23 protein-coding genes are annotated in these 16609 nt (G+C 63.1%); 20 read left to right on the top strand and 3 right to left on the bottom strand.

Going from position 1 to position 16609, the window contains the following annotated elements; all coding sequences use genetic code 11:
- The first annotated feature begins 2 nt into the window (after positions 1–2).
- Positions 3–569: a GNAT family N-acetyltransferase gene (locus E0502_RS08515; RefSeq protein WP_161593739.1), complete on the top strand. Its 567-nt coding sequence runs from the start codon at positions 3–5 to the stop codon at positions 567–569.
- On the opposite strand, the gene E0502_RS08510 is transcribed toward E0502_RS08515, so the two are convergent.
- On the bottom strand, positions 566–994 hold the full coding sequence (locus E0502_RS08510; RefSeq protein WP_137677608.1) for an RrF2 family transcriptional regulator: 429 nt from the start codon (positions 992–994) through the stop codon (positions 566–568). The two genes, E0502_RS08515 and E0502_RS08510, sit on opposite strands and share 4 nt — an antisense overlap.
- A gap of 81 nt (positions 995–1075) precedes the next feature.
- On the opposite strand from E0502_RS08510, the gene E0502_RS08505 reads away from it, so the two are divergent.
- Genes E0502_RS08505 through E0502_RS15455 form a run of 3 tightly spaced genes read left to right on the top strand, consistent with a single transcriptional unit; the run spans position 1076 to position 2299 of the window.
- Complete coding sequence (locus E0502_RS08505; RefSeq protein ID WP_137677607.1) at positions 1076–1555, top strand: group III truncated hemoglobin; 480 nt, start codon at positions 1076–1078, stop codon at positions 1553–1555.
- A complete protein-coding gene (locus E0502_RS15105) occupies positions 1548–2006 on the top strand; it encodes a hypothetical protein (protein ID WP_161593738.1) in 459 nt (152 codons plus the stop codon). Before E0502_RS08505 ends, E0502_RS15105 begins: the two co-directional genes overlap by 8 nt.
- Complete coding sequence (locus tag E0502_RS15455; protein ID WP_161593737.1) at positions 2003–2299, top strand: TehB-like domain-containing protein; 297 nt, start codon at positions 2003–2005, stop codon at positions 2297–2299. Before E0502_RS15105 ends, E0502_RS15455 begins: the two co-directional genes overlap by 4 nt.
- A 115-nt stretch (positions 2300–2414) precedes the next feature.
- Here the strand turns inward: E0502_RS15455 and E0502_RS08495 are convergent, their stop codons facing one another.
- Positions 2415–2624, bottom strand: coding sequence for a helix-turn-helix transcriptional regulator (locus E0502_RS08495; RefSeq protein WP_137677605.1), 210 nt, complete (start codon positions 2622–2624; stop codon positions 2415–2417).
- A complete protein-coding gene (locus E0502_RS08490) occupies positions 2617–3108 on the bottom strand; it encodes a helix-turn-helix domain-containing protein (protein WP_137677604.1) in 492 nt (163 codons plus the stop codon). The genes E0502_RS08495 and E0502_RS08490 overlap by 8 nt, the downstream gene beginning before the upstream one ends.
- 368 nt (positions 3109–3476) lie before the next feature.
- Between E0502_RS08490 and E0502_RS08485 the strand changes: the two genes are divergently transcribed.
- The 16 genes from E0502_RS08485 to traF form a co-directional block, all read left to right on the top strand.
- A complete protein-coding gene (locus E0502_RS08485) occupies positions 3477–3803 on the top strand; it encodes a hypothetical protein (protein WP_137677603.1) in 327 nt (108 codons plus the stop codon).
- A 26-nt stretch (positions 3804–3829) separates the two neighbouring features.
- Positions 3830–4117, top strand: a complete 288-nt coding sequence (traL, locus tag E0502_RS08480) for a type IV conjugative transfer system protein TraL (protein ID WP_137677602.1) — start codon at positions 3830–3832, stop codon at positions 4115–4117.
- A 12-nt stretch (positions 4118–4129) separates the two neighbouring features.
- The gene (locus tag E0502_RS08475) at positions 4130–4699 is read left to right on the top strand and encodes a type IV conjugative transfer system protein TraE (protein ID WP_137677601.1); all 570 of its coding nucleotides are present in this window, start codon (positions 4130–4132) and stop codon (positions 4697–4699) included.
- Positions 4696–5451 (top strand): type-F conjugative transfer system secretin TraK, encoded by a 756-nt coding sequence (locus E0502_RS08470; RefSeq protein WP_137677600.1) that lies wholly within the window; start codon positions 4696–4698, stop codon positions 5449–5451. Before E0502_RS08475 ends, E0502_RS08470 begins: the two co-directional genes overlap by 4 nt.
- Positions 5451–6737: a TraB/VirB10 family protein gene (locus tag E0502_RS08465; RefSeq protein ID WP_137678743.1), complete on the top strand. Its 1287-nt coding sequence runs from the start codon at positions 5451–5453 to the stop codon at positions 6735–6737. The genes E0502_RS08470 and E0502_RS08465 overlap by 1 nt, the downstream gene beginning before the upstream one ends.
- Positions 6734–7603 carry a DsbC family protein gene (locus tag E0502_RS08460; RefSeq protein WP_137677599.1) on the top strand — a complete coding sequence of 290 codons (870 nt, stop codon included), beginning with the start codon at positions 6734–6736 and terminating at the stop codon, positions 7601–7603. Before E0502_RS08465 ends, E0502_RS08460 begins: the two co-directional genes overlap by 4 nt.
- A complete protein-coding gene (locus E0502_RS08455) occupies positions 7600–8181 on the top strand; it encodes a prolipoprotein diacylglyceryl transferase (protein ID WP_137677598.1) in 582 nt (193 codons plus the stop codon). The genes E0502_RS08460 and E0502_RS08455 overlap by 4 nt, the downstream gene beginning before the upstream one ends.
- Positions 8178–10727, top strand: a complete 2550-nt coding sequence (traC, locus tag E0502_RS08450) for a type IV secretion system protein TraC (RefSeq protein WP_137677597.1) — start codon at positions 8178–8180, stop codon at positions 10725–10727. Before E0502_RS08455 ends, traC begins: the two co-directional genes overlap by 4 nt.
- Entirely contained in the window at positions 10727–11131 is a 405-nt protein-coding gene (locus E0502_RS08445; protein ID WP_137677596.1) for a hypothetical protein, read from the top strand. Before traC ends, E0502_RS08445 begins: the two co-directional genes overlap by 1 nt.
- Complete coding sequence (locus E0502_RS08440) at positions 11124–11519, top strand: TrbI F-type domain-containing protein (RefSeq protein ID WP_137677595.1); 396 nt, start codon at positions 11124–11126, stop codon at positions 11517–11519. The genes E0502_RS08445 and E0502_RS08440 overlap by 8 nt, the downstream gene beginning before the upstream one ends.
- Complete coding sequence (locus E0502_RS08435; protein WP_137677594.1) at positions 11516–12022, top strand: S26 family signal peptidase; 507 nt, start codon at positions 11516–11518, stop codon at positions 12020–12022. The genes E0502_RS08440 and E0502_RS08435 overlap by 4 nt, the downstream gene beginning before the upstream one ends.
- Positions 12022–12654 (top strand): type-F conjugative transfer system protein TraW, encoded by a 633-nt coding sequence (gene traW / locus E0502_RS08430; protein ID WP_137678742.1) that lies wholly within the window; start codon positions 12022–12024, stop codon positions 12652–12654. The genes E0502_RS08435 and traW overlap by 1 nt, the downstream gene beginning before the upstream one ends.
- A complete protein-coding gene (gene traU, locus E0502_RS08425; RefSeq protein ID WP_137677593.1) occupies positions 12651–13664 on the top strand; it encodes a conjugal transfer pilus assembly protein TraU in 1014 nt (337 codons plus the stop codon). Before traW ends, traU begins: the two co-directional genes overlap by 4 nt.
- Entirely contained in the window at positions 13661–14416 is a 756-nt protein-coding gene (gene trbC / locus E0502_RS08420) for a type-F conjugative transfer system pilin assembly protein TrbC (protein WP_137677592.1), read from the top strand. The genes traU and trbC overlap by 4 nt, the downstream gene beginning before the upstream one ends.
- Positions 14413–16134, top strand: a complete 1722-nt coding sequence (locus tag E0502_RS08415; protein ID WP_137677591.1) for a conjugal transfer protein TraN — start codon at positions 14413–14415, stop codon at positions 16132–16134. The genes trbC and E0502_RS08415 overlap by 4 nt, the downstream gene beginning before the upstream one ends.
- Positions 16131–16609: conjugal transfer protein TraF (gene traF / locus E0502_RS08410; RefSeq protein WP_137677590.1), on the top strand; the 479-nt coding region annotated here is incomplete at its 3' end. The genes E0502_RS08415 and traF, both read left to right, overlap by 4 nt.

Genomic DNA, 16609 nt, shown 5'->3' with positions numbered 1-16609 from the left:
GGATGAGAGCGATGGGCGAAGAGCGATCGCAAGAGATAGAGAACGAACAAGCCAAGATGAATACAGCGAGCGCAGCCCATGGATGGCGAGAGATGGTTGCAGGCGATCTTCCCCGAGTGCTTGCCATCGCGGACAAGTGCCATCCCGATCACCCTGAAGACGAGGCTGTGTTTCGAGAGCGGCTCGAACTTTTCGCAGGAGGATGCTGTGTTCTCGAGCAAGACGGAGAGACGGTTGGATACATCATTTGTCACCCCGCTACTTTCGGCCATCCGGTGCCACTGGACACACTGCTAGGCGAACTGCCTGACAATGCGGATGTGCTCTACATTCATGATATCTCGATCGACCTGGGTATGCGCGGTCAAGGGCTTGCAAGCGAGGCGGTTGATCATGCAAAGCTACTTGCGCGCAATCACGGTTTCGACCGGGTGGCATTGGTGGCGGTCAACCGGTCTCAGATTTTTTGGGCAAAACATGACTTTGTGACCGTAGCCGACGAGGACATCAGGGAAGCGCTGGTCGGATATGGCGGAGCCAGTAGCTATATGGTCTGCGATCTCACCTAGGCTGGAGCGAGCCTTTGCATGATTTGCGACTTCGACCCAGTGATCTGTCCCAGATCGAACTGGTCGAGGTGGGATAGAAAAGCCTCCAACGCCCCCGCGAGGGCGGGTTTGAGTCCGCACACTCCATCGATGGCGCAGGTTTCCTTGCCTCCCATACAGGCGACGAAACCGTGCGTATTTTCCAGCGACCGGACAACCTCGCCTACATTGATTTGCGAAGCCTGCCGCGCGAGCCGCAGGCCACCGCTCCTGCCTCGCAAGGTTTCTACAAAGCCCGCGGCTGCGAGATCCTGTGCCACTTTGGCCAAGTGGTTGCGTGAGATCCCATAGCGATCAGCAATCCAGTCGATCGAGACCACATCGTCTTTGGCGGCAAGCGCCATGAGCATTCGCAACGCATAATCGGTTCGAAGGTTTAACTGCATAAAAGCGGTATATCAGATGTTGCTTTTACCACAAAACGGGATATAAGAGGTATATCATATACCTGTTTTAAGGTTCAAGAGATGACCGCGAACTTCAATGATTCTCGCGCAGATGTGCTCGATGCACGAGCAGCGAAGCGCGCTCACGCTGAATCGCTCGGCGTCACCGCCCAGTTCGTGTCGCAACTGGTGGACGAATTCTACGGACGCATTCGCGAGGACGACCTGCTTGGCCCCATTTTCGCGGACCGTATTTCGCAGTGGCCCGCGCATCTTGAGCGCATGAAGTCCTTCTGGCGCTCCGTACTGTTCAACAGCGGTGAGTTCGCAGGCAATCCCATGCGCAAGCACATCGAGATTACTGGTCTGGAGGAGCCCCATTTCACCCGTTGGCTGGACCACTTCTACGCAACGCTCCGCACGCTCTCGAGCCAACCAGAGTCGATAAGACTGGTTGCCGACCGAGCCCGCGCAATCGCTGACAGTCTCCTGACAGGCATCGCGATCGGAAAAACCGGAATCTCGGGGTCAGCAGCAGGAAGGAACCTCCCTCATGTTTGAACAGCACACCTTACTCGCGGAGCGCGAGGTCCATCCGGCAAACGAAGTCGAGGCTCTCGACGGCATTCTGCAGCCGCTCTCGGTTGCACCAGTAGCTCCCGAGAATGCAGGCTTTCAGCTCCCAGCACGGGTCTGGCAGATCATGCTCTCATGCTACGGAATATTCTTCTTCGCGATATTCTTGGCGACGGGCGGTAGTACGGCGGCGCGCTTCGCGATCGTGATTTCCGTCTTGTACACGGCAATGTATTTCGGGGTCGCACGCCTGGGTGCGCGTCAAGCGGGACGTGAAGAGACTTCACCGCTCGATTGCGGTGGAAAGCTTCCAACGTGGACCGGCCCGATGGATCGCAAGGCGGTCTTCGTGCAGGTGCTCGTTGTACCGGCAACAGTCTCGCTGTTCGGGATCGGCATATTGATCATTGTCTTGGCGGTTGGACCTGGCGCGTGACCCAGTCGGTCGAATTGCCGCCAGGCGTGGTCAAATACGCCGAAAGCCCGGTGTTTTCCTCAGCAACCGTTCCAGAAAAACTCACGTCCAAACATAACTTGAAGTCCGATGTTTGGGGCAGGCCTTGCGTTGATGCTGGGTCGGTGGAGTATCACGCTCTCGCACCCTCGAGCTGGACAGTCACCGCTAGCGCGGGGGAAAGCATCGTGATCGAACCTTTACAGGAACATTTCGTAAGACCTTCGGACGACGCCATATTCCAGGTCGAATTTTATCGGCGTTTTCATACATAATAATCAGGCTGAAGCGTGTGTTCCGCCAAGCGTCACAATCGACGCTCAATCTCGCATACTAGCAGCACACCTGTTGTTTTATTGGCCGTAAATTTTGCGTTGCTTTGTTTAGCTCTCAGCCCCTCTCCAATCGCGTAGCGATCCAGGCCTCAACCTCGCTCTCCACCCAGGCAACCGCATGTCCTCCGAGTGGGACCGGTTGAGGGAATTCTCCTTCAGCCATCCATCTGTAGATCGTCGAGCGCCCCAGACCGACACGATGCTGTACCTCTTTGAGGCGAATGAGGCGGGTTTTGGGAACCGCGTTCTGTTGGCTTTCAGCCATGTCCGATGCCTCCCTCTCCATCAAGAAGTCCATCGCGGCGTTCAAGCTCGTCAATATGATCCGAAAGAAGTCTCGCGACCCGGTGGGCAGTGCCCTTGGCCCAGCGTGGCCGGACATCCACCAACTGGTTGCCAAGCACCCGCTCGAGAGCGGCGGGCAGCTCGGACAGGAAGCCATCAAGAAAATGCGCCACTGGCTGATCCAGCCATTCATCGCCCCGAACCCGATCTCCAGAGAGTGTGAGCATGAGAGTTGAGACAGCCGCGGCATCGGATGCATCGAGAATCCGCAAGGCTTCGGATAGCGTCGGTGACCGTTGGCCTGAAAGAATACGTCTGAGCGCATCCTTGTGAATGCCGGTGCGCGCCGCGATGGCCCGGCGCGTTCTTCCGCTTTGACTTACGGCCTTCTCGAGAACCTTGCTGACCATTCCATGGTCAGCAGCGGTCTGCCTCTCGACCGGGCAAAGGTCATTATGGTTCATAGGAAAGCTCCCTTGATGCGAAGTGATGCCTGAAGGAATCACTCGATAGTCACTGGCTGGAGGTGTAGGAAAACAAAAAGAACAATAAGAGAACATCTAGGAAAGCGTTCGATTGTTTTCTCTCGTGATTCGCGCACGATCCGGCCTTGCCGTCGCAGCATCCGGCCTCCTTGACGCGGCAGACAGCCACCCAGCGCAACAGGGGCCGCGCAGTGGCTCGATTGCCGGCAATCCGTGTTCAATCCTTCGATTTTTCTTGGATGCAAGGACAGCCACGCTGCTTTCCGATTTCCTACACCCTGCTTGGGAATCGAGGAAAGAACATACAGCGAACGCATCGCTGCCATTGTTCGAAACGGAGTTCCTCGATGACCAAGACACTCGCTCTTCCCACCCGGCCCAAGAGCACCATTCGCGCCCGTGATTACGTCCTTCCTGCGGCGATCGCGTTGGCGTGTGCGGGCGCCGCCTATGCCGGTGCCGACACCACCTTCGATCCGGCGCTGCAGAAGTTCACGGACTTTCTCGAAGGTTCGGGCGGCAAGATCATCACCGTCCTCAGCCTGGCAGGTGGTCTCATCGCGCTCGCATCCGGGCGCTTCGCACTCGGCCAGGTCGCCGTGCCGGTCGGTGTCGGGATCGGCGTCGGCACCGGCGTTCCGATCGTCACTTCGGTCGTGACCGCGACCATCTGATCGCGGTCTAACGACGGGAGGGCGGCATGGCCGACACGTACCTTGTTCCACGGCGGCTCGACGATCCGGAGCTCATCGGCTTCTGGACAATCGACGAGTTCGCGGGACTGCTCGTCCCGTTCGCATGGGGCATTCTCGCGCAGCACATCATCATCGGCACTGGCCTATCGGTCATAACCTGGTTCGCCTTGCGGAAGGCGAAAGCTTCAGGCGCAGGCTCGAAACTGGTGCACGCTGCCTACTGGTACCTTCCGAGGAGCTTCCTCGGGTTGAAAGCCACGCCGCCCTCCCATTGCCGCCTGCTCGCAGGCTGAGGGAGGACATCGATGGAACACGAATTCGCCTACGAGGAAGCGCAGCGACACTTGAAGCAGCGCAATCGCTTTGCAGCGCTTGCCGCCGTGCTTGGTCTCACCGCCGTGCTCGCAGTCGGCGCGGCAGCGACGCGCGACGAAACGGTCGTACTCGTGCCGATCACGTCCGAACGGATCGCGCTCGGCAGCGGCGGTATCGAAGCGCACTATCTCGAACTCGTCACTCGTGACACCGCGCTGATGCTCCTCAACCGCGCGCCGGAAAGCCTCGACTACTGGATGGAGCAAATCCTGAAGGTGGCCGACCCTGCGGCCCGCGGACACCTCAAGTCCGAGCTTGTCAAAATCGTCGACGAGCAGCGCGGCTCAGACATCAGCCAGGCCTTCGTCATCGCCACCATGCGCGTCGACACAGAGGCGCTGACCTCCACTGTCACCGGCACGCTCAAGACCTTCGTCGGAGCGGAGGTGATCGCGAGCCAGGAGCGCAGCTTCGAATTCACCTGGAACCGCCGCGGTCTCAGCCTCGGCCTCTCGGGTTTCCGCCAGCTTCCTAACGCCAACGAGGAGGAAGACCTATGAGTCTCCTTGCCCGACCCTTCCCGGCCGCATTGACCAGCGTCGCGCTTGCCGCCCTGAGCTGCGCTTTTGCTGCGCCAGCCCAGGCGGACCAGTTCGTCGAAGCCGCCGACGGCGCGACCATCGACTGCGTGCTTGCCCGCGGCGCGCTCACTCGAATAGCGCTCGTCGAAGACGGCTTCGCCAATGTCTCCAAGATGGCGAGCGGCTTCCCCTACAATGATTTCGAAGTGACGCACGAGCCGGTGCGCGGCGACATCTATATCTCCGTGCCGCTGCAATATGCGAGCGCCCGAGTCAGCTTCTTCGCGACCAGCACCGCGGGCCATGTCTACAAGTTTGCCTGCCGCGTCGAGGGCGACGAAGCGAGCCAGCTGTTCGTGACCAACCCGGCGTTCGCCAAGTCCGAGGCCGCCGACTGGGCAGAAGGCGAACCGAGCCGCGACGAAGCCACACTTCGCCTGATTGAGTCCATGGCGAATGACGCGGTGCTGCCCGGGTTTCGCGCACGGGCTGCGCTTTCGCGTCCGCGCCGGACAGGCAATCTCGAAGTCCAACAAGTCGCCGAATACGAAGGCGCCGAGCTGACCGGCCAGGCATTCACCCTGCGCAACCTTGGTTCCGAAACCATCGATCTTGCCAACGAGCGAGCGGCTCCTGCGGGCGCACTGGCCTTTGCCTATGGCCGGGACGCGCTTGCTCCCGGCGAGACGACGCAAGCCTTCCTTGTGTTCGCCAAGGGAGGGCTCGAGTGATGGCAGACAATACTTCCCCGACATCAGGAAGCCCGAACGCCAGAGATCAGGGCGGCGCCAAACGCTCCAACCTCAACTCCGCAATCGCGCAGCGCCAGAAGCTTTTGCTCGGCGGGATTGGAGCCGTCGCTCTGATCGCCGGATCGATGTTCATCTTCGGCGGCGACGACGCCCAGGACGGCGAAGAGGGCGGTGCAACCACCATCGACACCGGCGGCCTCGTCAATCGCAATCTGTCGCAGCGCGAATTCGTTGCCACCTACGGCAACCGCCTCGACGCGCAGGGCAAGGCGATCAAGGACCTCCAGGACAGCCAGCTTCCCAAGAGCGCAATCGAGCAGGAGCTCGAAACCCTGCGCGGCGAGAACGCGAGGATGCTGAGCGAAGGCCAGGCCGCGATCGACGCCATCTCGGCCGAGAATGCGGCGCTGCGCAGCGAGCTCCAAACCGTCCGGGCCAATCCGCCTGCCGCGCCCATCGCTGCAGTCGATCCGCGTCACCCCGGCACCTCGCCCTCCGCGCTCGATCCCACAGCACTGGCCGAGCCAAAAGCCAGCTTGCTGAACTTCGAAGGCGAGAAAGCGAAAACTTCACTTGCGAGATCGAGCGACGGTTCTCCGCCGCTGCTGCTCGAGGCAAGCCGCGACTACCTTCCACCCAACAGCTATGCGCCCGCGACCGTCATCGTCGGCGTCGATGCATCGACCGGCGTCACCAGCCAGAGCGATCCCTTGCCCGTGGTGCTGCGCATCACCGGACCAGCCCGCTCGGTGCTCAAGGGCAATCGCCTGCTGACCACCGACCTCACCGGCTGCCTCGTCAACGGCGCGGCACGCGGGGATCTCTCGGCCGAGAAGGTCTACGTGAAGCTCGTGCGCATGACCTGCGCGCAGCCCGGCGGTCGCTACGCGGTGAGCGAGGTCAAGGGGTTCATCGCCTTTGCCGGCAAGTCCGGCGTGCGCGGCCGCGTTGTCAGCCGCGAAGGCAGCCTTGTCAGCCAGGCGCTGCTCGCCGGGATCGTCGGCGGCTTCGGGCGCGGCTTCTCGGCCAATGCCAACGGCGTCTTTGCAGGGCGTGTCGGCGAAGACGGGACGCGCGAGGCGCTCTCCCCCACCGACATCCTAGCAGGCGGCTTCGGCCAGGGCGCGGGCGAGGCTGCCGACACGGTCAGCAAGTACCTCATCGAACGCGCAGAACAATATCAACCCGTCGTCGAGATGCCGACGGGCATCGCAGTCGAGATCGTCTTCCTCGACGGCGTCCATGTCAGGAGCACTTCCCAATGAATTTCAATGAATTCCAGCCGGGTCTGAAGGCCCGCTTCGCCCACCTCTCACTTGCCGCAGCGAGCGCAGCGGCGCTTCTTACCAGCGGCGTTGCGGTGGTCACCGCCATGCCGGCTCAGGCCGCTATTGCGCGCGATGTCGCACTGGCCTTGAAGCTGCGCCTGCCCAAGACGCCGATCGACGCGCTCGACTGCACGACGTTCGCACCATGGTGCGAGGTCGTCTCGGGCGAGAGCCTGTTCTATATCGACGAAGCCGCCCGCTATCTCTTCGTCGGGCGCCTATACGACCTCGAAGAGCGTCGCGACGTCACTGCCGCGCGGCTGCTCGAACTCAATCCGGACCTGCTCGTTGCCGGGGCAGCGCGGGCGGCAGGCCATGCGGAAACGCATTCTCCCGAAGCGCGAACCGCACAAGCGAAGACCCGGGTGGACCTCTCAGTCCTGCCCGAGGATGGCGGAGTGCTCTGGGGCAACCGCAGGGGTCCACGGCTCGTTGTCTTCTCCGATTTCCAGTGCGGCTACTGCCAGCGGCTGACGGGCGAGCTCAAACAGGCCGGCGTGCTGGTCGAAGAACGCCCGATCTCGATCTTCGGAGCAGCGAGCCGCCGCATGTCCGAAGGCGTGCTCTGCGCCAAGGACAAGGCAAAGGCGCTCCATGCTGCCTATGCCGGGCGCGCACCTTCGGCCCAGGCCGATTGCGACGCTGGCGAGGTGCTCGATGCCAACGAAGCCTTCGCGCGAGCCAATGGTTTTGCCGGGACCCCGGTCATCGTGCGCGCGAGCGACGGCGCAGTCCTCCACGGCTACCGCGATGCGGCAACGCTGCGGGAGTTCGCAGGCGCCAAGCCGGGAACTGACCAATGAGCCCGCGCCTCATCAAACTCAGCGCGCTGGCGGGGATTGCTTTGGCGATCGGCGGTTGCACAACGCTCGGCAGCAACGTCAAAGGCGATTTCGCGTGCCGCGCGCCCGAAGGCAGCTGTGCGCCCACCTCCGCGATCGACGACCAGGCGACGAAAGCCATGCAACAGCAGGGCGCGAACGCACCTTCTTCGTCACCAGCGAATGGTCGCACGTTGCGTGTTTTCCTCGCAGCCTCGCGTGACGCGAATGGCCGCGAGCACGAAGCGCGCGTCGTGCATGTCCCTCTTGCAGATAAACCTTCAACGGACTGGCGAGCCCCGCTTTCGACCGGCGATGTCCTGCGTGCGCTCGGCCGTGCGAGCCAGAACCAGCCTGAGACCGCCGACACCGGCGATGCAACCGGCGCCGCCAACATCCCGTCTTCCCTCCCCCAGCAGCTTCCGGATGTCCTGGTTATCCCCTCCCAGGGTGCGCCGGAGCTGCCCGGCGCTTCGGCGCCGGACCAAGGGGCACCTGGCCGTTCCCCCTCCCCCGGCCGGGTGCCCCACCCTGTTACGCCTGAAGGAGACACGCGATGAACCTTTCGCTTGCTTCCGCGCGCGATGCGCTGCTCTCCGGGCTATTCGGCGACGCAAAGCGCGCCGACCATCCCCAGGCGCACTTCTCGCTCGACATGCTGTCGGACTGGCTGCCCTATCGCGTCTACGACGAGGGGCCAGGGCTCTATCGCAACGCGCATTCGAAGGGCTTCGTCCTCGAAGTCACCCCGCTGATCGGGGCGGACGAGCGCACCGGCGAGATCCTTGGCCAGTTCTTTTCCGAGAGCCTGCCGCAAGGTGCCTGCCTCCAAGTCTTGAACTTTGCCTCCCCGCGTATCGGCGCAATCGTTGGACCCTGGTTCGCGCCGCGCTACGAACAGGGCGGCATCTACGAAGCCATCGCGAAAGCGCGCGTGGGCCGGCTCTACGATCTCGTGTGGCAATCGGGCTCTGCGCATGCGCCGTTCCACGCACGCCATGTCCGCCTGATCATCTCGCTCGGTGTCCCGGTTTCCGGCCATGTCACCGATGCAGAACTGACCGAATGCCGCAACGGGCTCATGGGAATGCTCAATTCGCTGGGGCTGTCGTCGAACGCGCTCGAGCCGGCGGGTCTGCTCGAACTCGTCGATGAGCTGACCTCGCCGACAACGGCGCGCGAACCCGAACGCACGCACTGGAACCGCGAAGACACGCTCGATGTCCAGGCGATCCGCCGCGACATCGAACTCGAAGTGGAGGACGACCGCCTGATCCTGCGCACCGAGCGTTTCCGCGAGACGGGACGCACCCGCGACGGGGTGCCGCAAATGGGCGAGTGCTATCCAGACCGCTTCGACGTACGCCATTACGGTGTGCGCTCGACGCCCGAGCGCTGGGCTCCGTGGGAATGCGCGCGGCTGATCGGCGACATGTTCACCGACAAGCTGCGCTTCCCTTGCCCTGCCGCCACCATGCTGTGCCTGCACTTTCCCGACCAGGAAGCGGCAGCCGCGCGCGCAGGCTACAAGTTCATGCGCACCACCAGTCTTTCGGAGACGAAGAGCGCACGCTTCCTGCCAAAGCTCTCCGAGCAGTCGGCCGAATGGAAACACGTCCAGGCCGAACTCCAGGCCGGCAAGAAGCTGGTCAAGCTGTTCTACGGCCTCACCACCATATCGCCGCTCGGCGAAGGCGATGCGCATGAGCGCACGGTCAAGGCGATCTACAAGGCGGCCGGATGGGACCTTGCCGACGAACGTTTCCTGCAATTGCAGGGTTTCGTCGCCGCCTTCCCCTTGAGCCTTGCCGACGGGCTCGTCCACGACATGGCGCGCCTCAAGCGCTTCCGCACGATGCTTTCGACCACGGCGGCGAACATCGCGCCGATGCAGGGCGAGTATCTCGGAGGCGAGATCCCACACTTGCTGCTGCTTGGACGGCGCGGCCAGCCCTTCTTCTGGTCTCCCTTCGAGAACAAGGCAGGCAATCACAACATCGCGATTTGCGGGAAGTCGGGCTCGGGCAAATCGGTGCTGCTGCAAGAGCTGTGCACCGCCCTGCGCGGTGCCGGCGCCAAGGTCGTGGTGATCGACGACGGGCGCAGCTTCGAGCACTCGGTCAAACTGCAAGGCGGCCGCTTCGTCGAGTTTACGCTCGCCTCGGGCTTCTCCTTGAACCCCTTCTCGATGGTCGACGATGCCCGCGCGCATGAAGACGAGGACTACCGGCTCGATTGCTTTGCGATGATCAAGGCAATCGTGGGCCAGATGGCACGGCCGAGCGCAGCCCCCTCGGACACCGAACGCGGCCTGATCGACCGCGCGGTAACGCAGGTCTGGGAAGCGCTCGGCAGCGGCGGCGCGATCGACGATGTCGCGCATGCGCTGCTCTCAAGCGAGAACGAGGCGGGCAAAGACCTTGCCACTGCGATCGCGCCCTTCTGCCGCGGTGGAAGCTATGCCGGGTTCTTCTCGGGGAAAGCGAGTTTCGCGCTCGAGGACGATTTCACCGTCTTCGAGATGAGCGACCTTGCTGCCAGAGAGGAACTCAGAAGCGTCGTCCTCTCGGCGATCATGTTCATGACCGGCCAGGCGATGACGAGGAGCTCACGCGCAACCAAGAAGCTGCTGTTGATCGACGAAGCCTGGGCGATGCTCAAGGGCGGCTCGATGGGCGAGTTCGTCGAAACCTATGCCCGCACCGCGCGCAAGTATGGCGGCGCGCTCGCCACTGCCACCCAGTCCTTGAACGATTACTACAAGTCCGATGGCGCGCGCGCCGCACTCGAAAACAGCGACTGGATGCTGGTGCTCCAGCAGAAGCCCGAGACCATCGCCGATTTCCGCAAGGAAGCGCGGCTTGACATGGACGACCGGACCGAGACGCTGATCCGCAGCCTCAAGCGCTCGGGCACCGAATACAGCGAGATCTATCTGAAAGGTCCCGAAATGGAGGCCGTCGGACGGCTCGTGCTCGATCCGCTCTCGGCAACCATCTTCTCCTCCGATCCCGACACCTATGCCGAGATCCACCGCCATGTCGAAAACGGCATGCCGCTGGAGCGCGCTGTGGCGCTGGTCGCGGGCATTGAAGGAGACGGGTGATGACGCTCGAAACCACAACGCTCGTCGATCGCGTTCCACTCCCGACACCCAAGCGGACAAGGGCCAACCGTCAACCCATCAACTGGCTTGCGCTGTTCCAGGGCACCTGCCTCGTCCTGATCGAAGCGGCAGGCTTCGCGGCGAGCACGCTGCTGCTCGTGCTTGGGACCCCGCTGTTCGTGTTTCTCCTGATCGCAGGCTGGGATCTGGGATCACTCTTCGCCCAGCTCGGCAATCTCGCCGACCATTACCGCACCGCCGAACCGCTTGCGCGGCACTTCTTTGCGCAGGACCTCCAGATCGCATTTCTCATCGCGGCGGGAGGCCTCGCACTGCTGCGCTTGCCCGCTTTCCTACGCCGTCTCGATCGCCGTCTCAATGAAGGAAACAATGCCCATGCCTGATCAGCTCCACACGTCGCACTCGCTCGCACTCAAACTGCTCGCCACCGCAGCCCTGGTTGCGGCGCTGCTCTGGGGCGCCTGGATCACCCGCGAGGTCGCCAGCTCGCCTGAGCAGCGCATCGTTACCGTCCGCCTCGCCAAAACGATCGGAAGCTTCGTCGAGGAGGCCGCGCGCGCAGATGCCGATCCGGCAGCGGTCCAGGCCGCAAGCCTTGCCTACCTCAAGGCGGCGGAGAGCGCGGTTGCCGAGATGGGGAACGATGGCCGCGTGGTGCTGATGGCCGAAGCCGTGCTTGCAGGGGCCGCCGAAGATGCGACCCCCGAACTTGAACGCCGCATCGCCGACAAGCTCGAAGCCAGGACAATCGAAGAAGGAGAGCAGCCATGAGACTGCCGCTCCGCCTGCGCCGACCCTTGCTCCTCTCGAGCCTCGTCCTGCTGCCTCTGGCGTGGGCACCGCTCGATGCTTTCAGCAAGGACCACGCCTTCCTCATCAATGCCAGCCCGAGCCTCCCCAATTGGGCATTCTGGCTCGACAAAAAGGCACCAATCGCGCGCGGTAGCCTGATCTTCTTCGAGCCGCCGCACAGCGATCTCGTCGAGGCACACTTCGGACAAGAACCACAGATGTTCGGCAAGCGCGTGCTGGGCATGCCCGGCGATGTGGTGACCCACGAGGCCGATGCGGTCTTCATCAATGGCAAGAAGGTCGCGACGCGGCTCGAAGCCACCCGCCTTGGCATTCCGCTCACGCGCGGTCCCGAAGGCGTGATCCCTCAGGGCTGCTATTACACCGGCACCAGCCATCCGCGCGGGCTCGACAGCCGCTACGCAGAGATCGGGTTCGTGTGTCGCGGGCAAATACTCGGCAGCGGGAGGGCGATCCTGTGATTTGCTGCCTCCTTCCGCTCAGCGCGCTTCTCTTGGCCGCGCTCCCGGCCAGCTTGCAGGCACGCGACTATGGTCAACGCGGCGCGGTCTTCCCGGTGATCGAGCGCGACCTGCTCGAGCAAATCCATTCGCGCCTCACGGCAATGGAAAAGTCGGGCGAGACCGCCCGTCTCAACCAGGAATTGAAGCGACGTACCATAGCGCGGGTCAACCGGCCCGATCCGGTTGACGGCCTGATCCGTGCCAGCGAAAGCCGCAGCTGGCTGTTCGATCCGACGATCACGCTCGCCGCCGATATCCGCGGTGCCAAGGGCGAGCTGATCCATGCTGCCGGGACGCGGGTCAATCCACTCGACAGCGTCAAACTGCGTGGCCCCCTCCTCTTCCTCGACGGCGATGATCCCGCGCAGATCCAATGGGCCCTTAGGCAACAGGCCAATGCCAAGCTGATCCTCGTGAAAGGCGCGCCGCTCGAGCTGATGAAGGCCCGCCAGCGGCGGTTCTATTTCGACCAGGGCGGCAAGCTGACCGAAAAATTCGGCATCACGGCCGTCCCCGCGCGTGTGCGCCAGAATGGGCGAATGCTCGAAATAAGCGAGATCGTGCTCCCGCCTCGGAAGGTCCGGCCATGAGCAGCATCCGCGCCTTCCTCATCCTCATCACAGCGACATTGTCACTCGCCCTTTCCTCGCCCGCCTCGGCCGATGCCGGGCCGGGCAAATGCACCGGGCAGTTTGTCAATCCGATCACCGACATCTGCTGGTCGTGCTTGTTCCCGATATCGGTCGGCGGGCTCGAAATCTGGCCGAGCAACCGGCCCGATCCCGACAATCCCGACCTGCCTGTGTGCCTGTGCGGTCTTCGACCCGGCATCGCCATGGGGTTCTGGGAGCCGGTGCGGCTCGCCGATGTCAGCATGAAGCCGTGGTGCTTCGTGAACCTCGGCGGGATGAAGCTCGATCCCGGCTTCGATATCGGCTTCCGCTCGATCTCGGGTTCCTCGGCGGTGGGCGGCGCAAGCCAGTATTATTCGAGCTGGCACGTCCACTGGTACGCCTATCCGCTGATCTACTGGATGGAGATCGTCGCCGATTTCCTGTGCCTCGAGCCGGGTTCGATCGACATCCTCTACATCTCCGAGATCGATCCGCTGTGGCAGGACAGCGAGCTCACCGCGATCATCAACCCCGAAGCGGTGCTCTTCGCCAACCCGCTGGCACTGGCCGCCTGCGCTGCGGATTGCGCGGCATCGACCGCGAACCTGCCGCTCGACGAGATGTTCTGGTGCGCGGGCTGCCAGGGGTCGATGTACCCCATGAACGGCAATGTTTCGGCTTCGATCGGGCACGTCCAGGCCTCGCGGCTCGTGCTTTCGCGATTCGCTTACAAGCTTCACCGCGAACTCGTCTCGTGGGGCACGATGGGCTCCAAAGGCCTGTGCGGCAAATACCTGATGCCGGTGATGCGAAAGCAGCAATACCGCTTCCAGGCCACCAACCCCAACCCGGCGACCAAGGGCCGCTACGCCTGCCCGCCCATCGGTGCCTCCACCACTTTCCAGTCCCCCGGACAGGTGATCCCCGCCATCGGCGAAGACATGGGATACCTCGTCTGGCGCAAGAGGAATTGCTGCGCGCTATGAGAAACGCCTTCCCCCTGCTCGTCGTTATCAGCCTTGCAACCGCCGCCGCCTTTGCTGCCGCGTCTGCGCAGGAGAGTTCGCCCGAACTCGACCTTGCCGAAATCCGCGCTCGCGCCAGCGAGCATAGCGCCGATGCCGAAGCGCTCGCCACGTCGGTGAGGACAAAAGCCGATGCGCTGGCAGAGGACGCGCGCGCCGCTCAGCAAACGGCCTATGATAACCGCACCGCCTATGCAGAAACGGCGCACGCGACTGCGGATACCGGCCCGCTCGATCTTGATGGCATGATCCGCGCCCAGGCCGATGCGGAAGTAGCCGCGATGGGCGAGACGCCCCGGTTCATTGCATTCGCCTCGCTGGGAATGCCCGAGCCCTCGCTAAAGGCGCTCGTTCGCGATGTCGCGAGAGCCGGCGGCGTCACCGTGCTGCGCGGCTTTCCGCAAGGCGACAGCGCGCGCTTCAAGAAACGCATCGCCGCCATCTGGAGCGATGGCAGCGACGCTGGCGCGCTGGGGATAGACCCGCGCCTGTTCCGGGCCTTCGATATCGAGGTCGCTCCGAGCTTCGTGATGATCGCGAGCGACTTCGCCCCGTGCGACGGGTTCGACTGCAGCGACATCCTGCCGCCGCACGACCGCATCGCAGGCAATATCAGCGTTGCCGAAGTGCTCGACACCTTCGCTTCGGGAGGCGGTCCGGGCGCACAGCTCGCACGGCTCCATCTCCGCCGCCTCGAAGGAGAGCGGCCATGAGGCTCACACAATCGCTTCGCCTGGCACTGCTCGTCGTTCTCGCCGTCGCCGCGCCCCTTTCCGCGCAGCAGCAGGATGCGCGGGCTGACGGAAAGGCCTTTGGCGAAAGCCTTCGCAGCGAAGCGCAGGCAGCCGCCAGGTCGCAGCCCGACGCAGCCACGCTCCCCAACTATGATCGCAATGCCGTGCGTGACCTCGAAACGCTCGCCCAGGATCCCGACCGGATCGAAAGCAATGCGGCAGCAGCGGCCACCGGACACCAGGGCTATCGCGCCATGCGCGACAGCATCGCCAACCGCGCGCGCTTCGATCCAGACGACATCGAAGACGTGATCGCGCGCAGTCTCGCGATCAACGAGACGCCGCTCGATTACACCAGCGGCATGGATATCTCGGGCAGCCAGGGCAATTGCGTTGCCCTGCCGCCCGGCTCGGGCTCGGCGGGAACCTACACCGCGACCTGCAACACCGGCACGCGGATCGACCAGTCGGCGGGCCAATGCGCGGTGCCGCTTGTCGCTACCGTGACCCAGCGCCAACGATGGCATTACCTCTGCAACGACACCGGCATCTACCAGGGACTTCCATGGTGCTCGGCATTCGATGGCGGCTCGTGCCGCATAACCGGCTATCGCCCAGGTCCGTGCCTCCAATGGTGGCAGGACCAGTTTACCCGCTACTGCACCGAGCCTGGCGATCCGATTGCAGAGATTTCCTGCGATGCGCCCGATCCTCGCTACACGCCCTATGCGGTCACCACCGACAGCACGGTCGATACCATTCCCGATGAGAGCCAGTGCACGGGCTTTGCCGACAATGGAGATTGCACACTCGATGCAGAGATCTGCACCGACGCCGACCCGCAGGCCCGCGTGGTCGACGGCGTCTCGGTGACGCGGCCGTGCTGGGAATGGCAGCGCAGCTACACCTGCACGTCGCGCGAAGCGGCAACCGACTGCTCGGACGTAGAGAGCCAGGGCACCTGCCGGTTTATCCGCGAGGAATGTCTCACCGAAGAGACGCCTTGCGAGACCTGGGAACGCATCTACGAATGCCCGCTGCCCGATACAGAGAGCACAACGCAGTATGTTTGCGATGGCGATGTCTATTGCATCGATGGCAGCTGCGAGACGATCGAGCGTACCGCCAATGACGAGTTCAAGGATGCGGTCACCGCGCTCCATGCGATGGACGAGGCACGCGGGCAGTTCGATCCGAACACGCTGACGCTGTTCCGGGGAACGCGCAACACCTGCTCGTCCAAGGTCTTCGGCGTGCTCAACTGCTGCAAGGGCAAGGGTTTCCCGCTCATTCCAGGGATCAGCCTGCTGGTCGCGCTCGGCTGCGACCGCGAAGAAGTGCTGCTCCACCAGCGCGATGCGCAGGGGCTTTGCGCCTATGTCGGGACCTACTGTTCGGACAAGTTCCTCGGCGTCTGCCTCACCAAGAAAAAGGTCTACTGCTGCTTCGAGAGCAAGCTGTCGCGCATCCTGCAAGAACAGGGCCGCGAGCAACTCCCGAAGCCCTGGGACAAACCCAAGGAAGAACAGTGCGAGGGCTTCTCCCTCGACGAGTTTGCGCAGCTCGATCTTTCCCGCATGGATTTCAGCGAGGTTTATGCAGAGTTCACCGAGGCCGCGCGGCTGCCCGACGAACTCGAGACCAGCATCCTCATCCAGCAAAAGATCGACGATTATTACGCAAGGGGCGGCCAATGACCCATTTCTATCGCACGGCACTCGTCCTGGGGGTTGCTGCCCTCTCCGCTACGTCGACCCAGGCCCAGGAACGGCAAGGCACTCCATCGACCACCGCAGCCGACACGCTCTACTGCGAAGAGCGCCGGCTCGGCTACTGGTTCTACTGCGTCAAACCACCTCCCGCACAAGAGCTGCAACAGCCCGAGGTCGAACCGGTCCCGGCCAGCCAAGAACTCGACGCGATCACGTCCGAGTTGCGCGAGTTGAAGGCGCGGGCGATCCTCTATCCGACCGAAGCGAATGTCGCGGCCTATATCCGCTTCCAGCGTGCGCAGCTCGACCGCGCCTCGCTTTTCTCCGATGTCTGGCAACGGGCGATCTGGCAGGATCCCGAACTCGACTACACGCTCGAACGCCCGGTCGGCGCGGTCGCCAAGAAGCAGTGGCAGGATGCCCGCAGCGCCGAGCGCGATCACGTCATGGCACGGCTCTC

It is taken from the genome of Parerythrobacter lutipelagi (genome assembly GCF_005434975.1).
GTDB classification, from domain to species: domain Bacteria; phylum Pseudomonadota; class Alphaproteobacteria; order Sphingomonadales; family Sphingomonadaceae; genus Parerythrobacter_A; species Parerythrobacter_A lutipelagi.
This window is presented reverse-complemented; position numbering and strand designations above follow the sequence as displayed.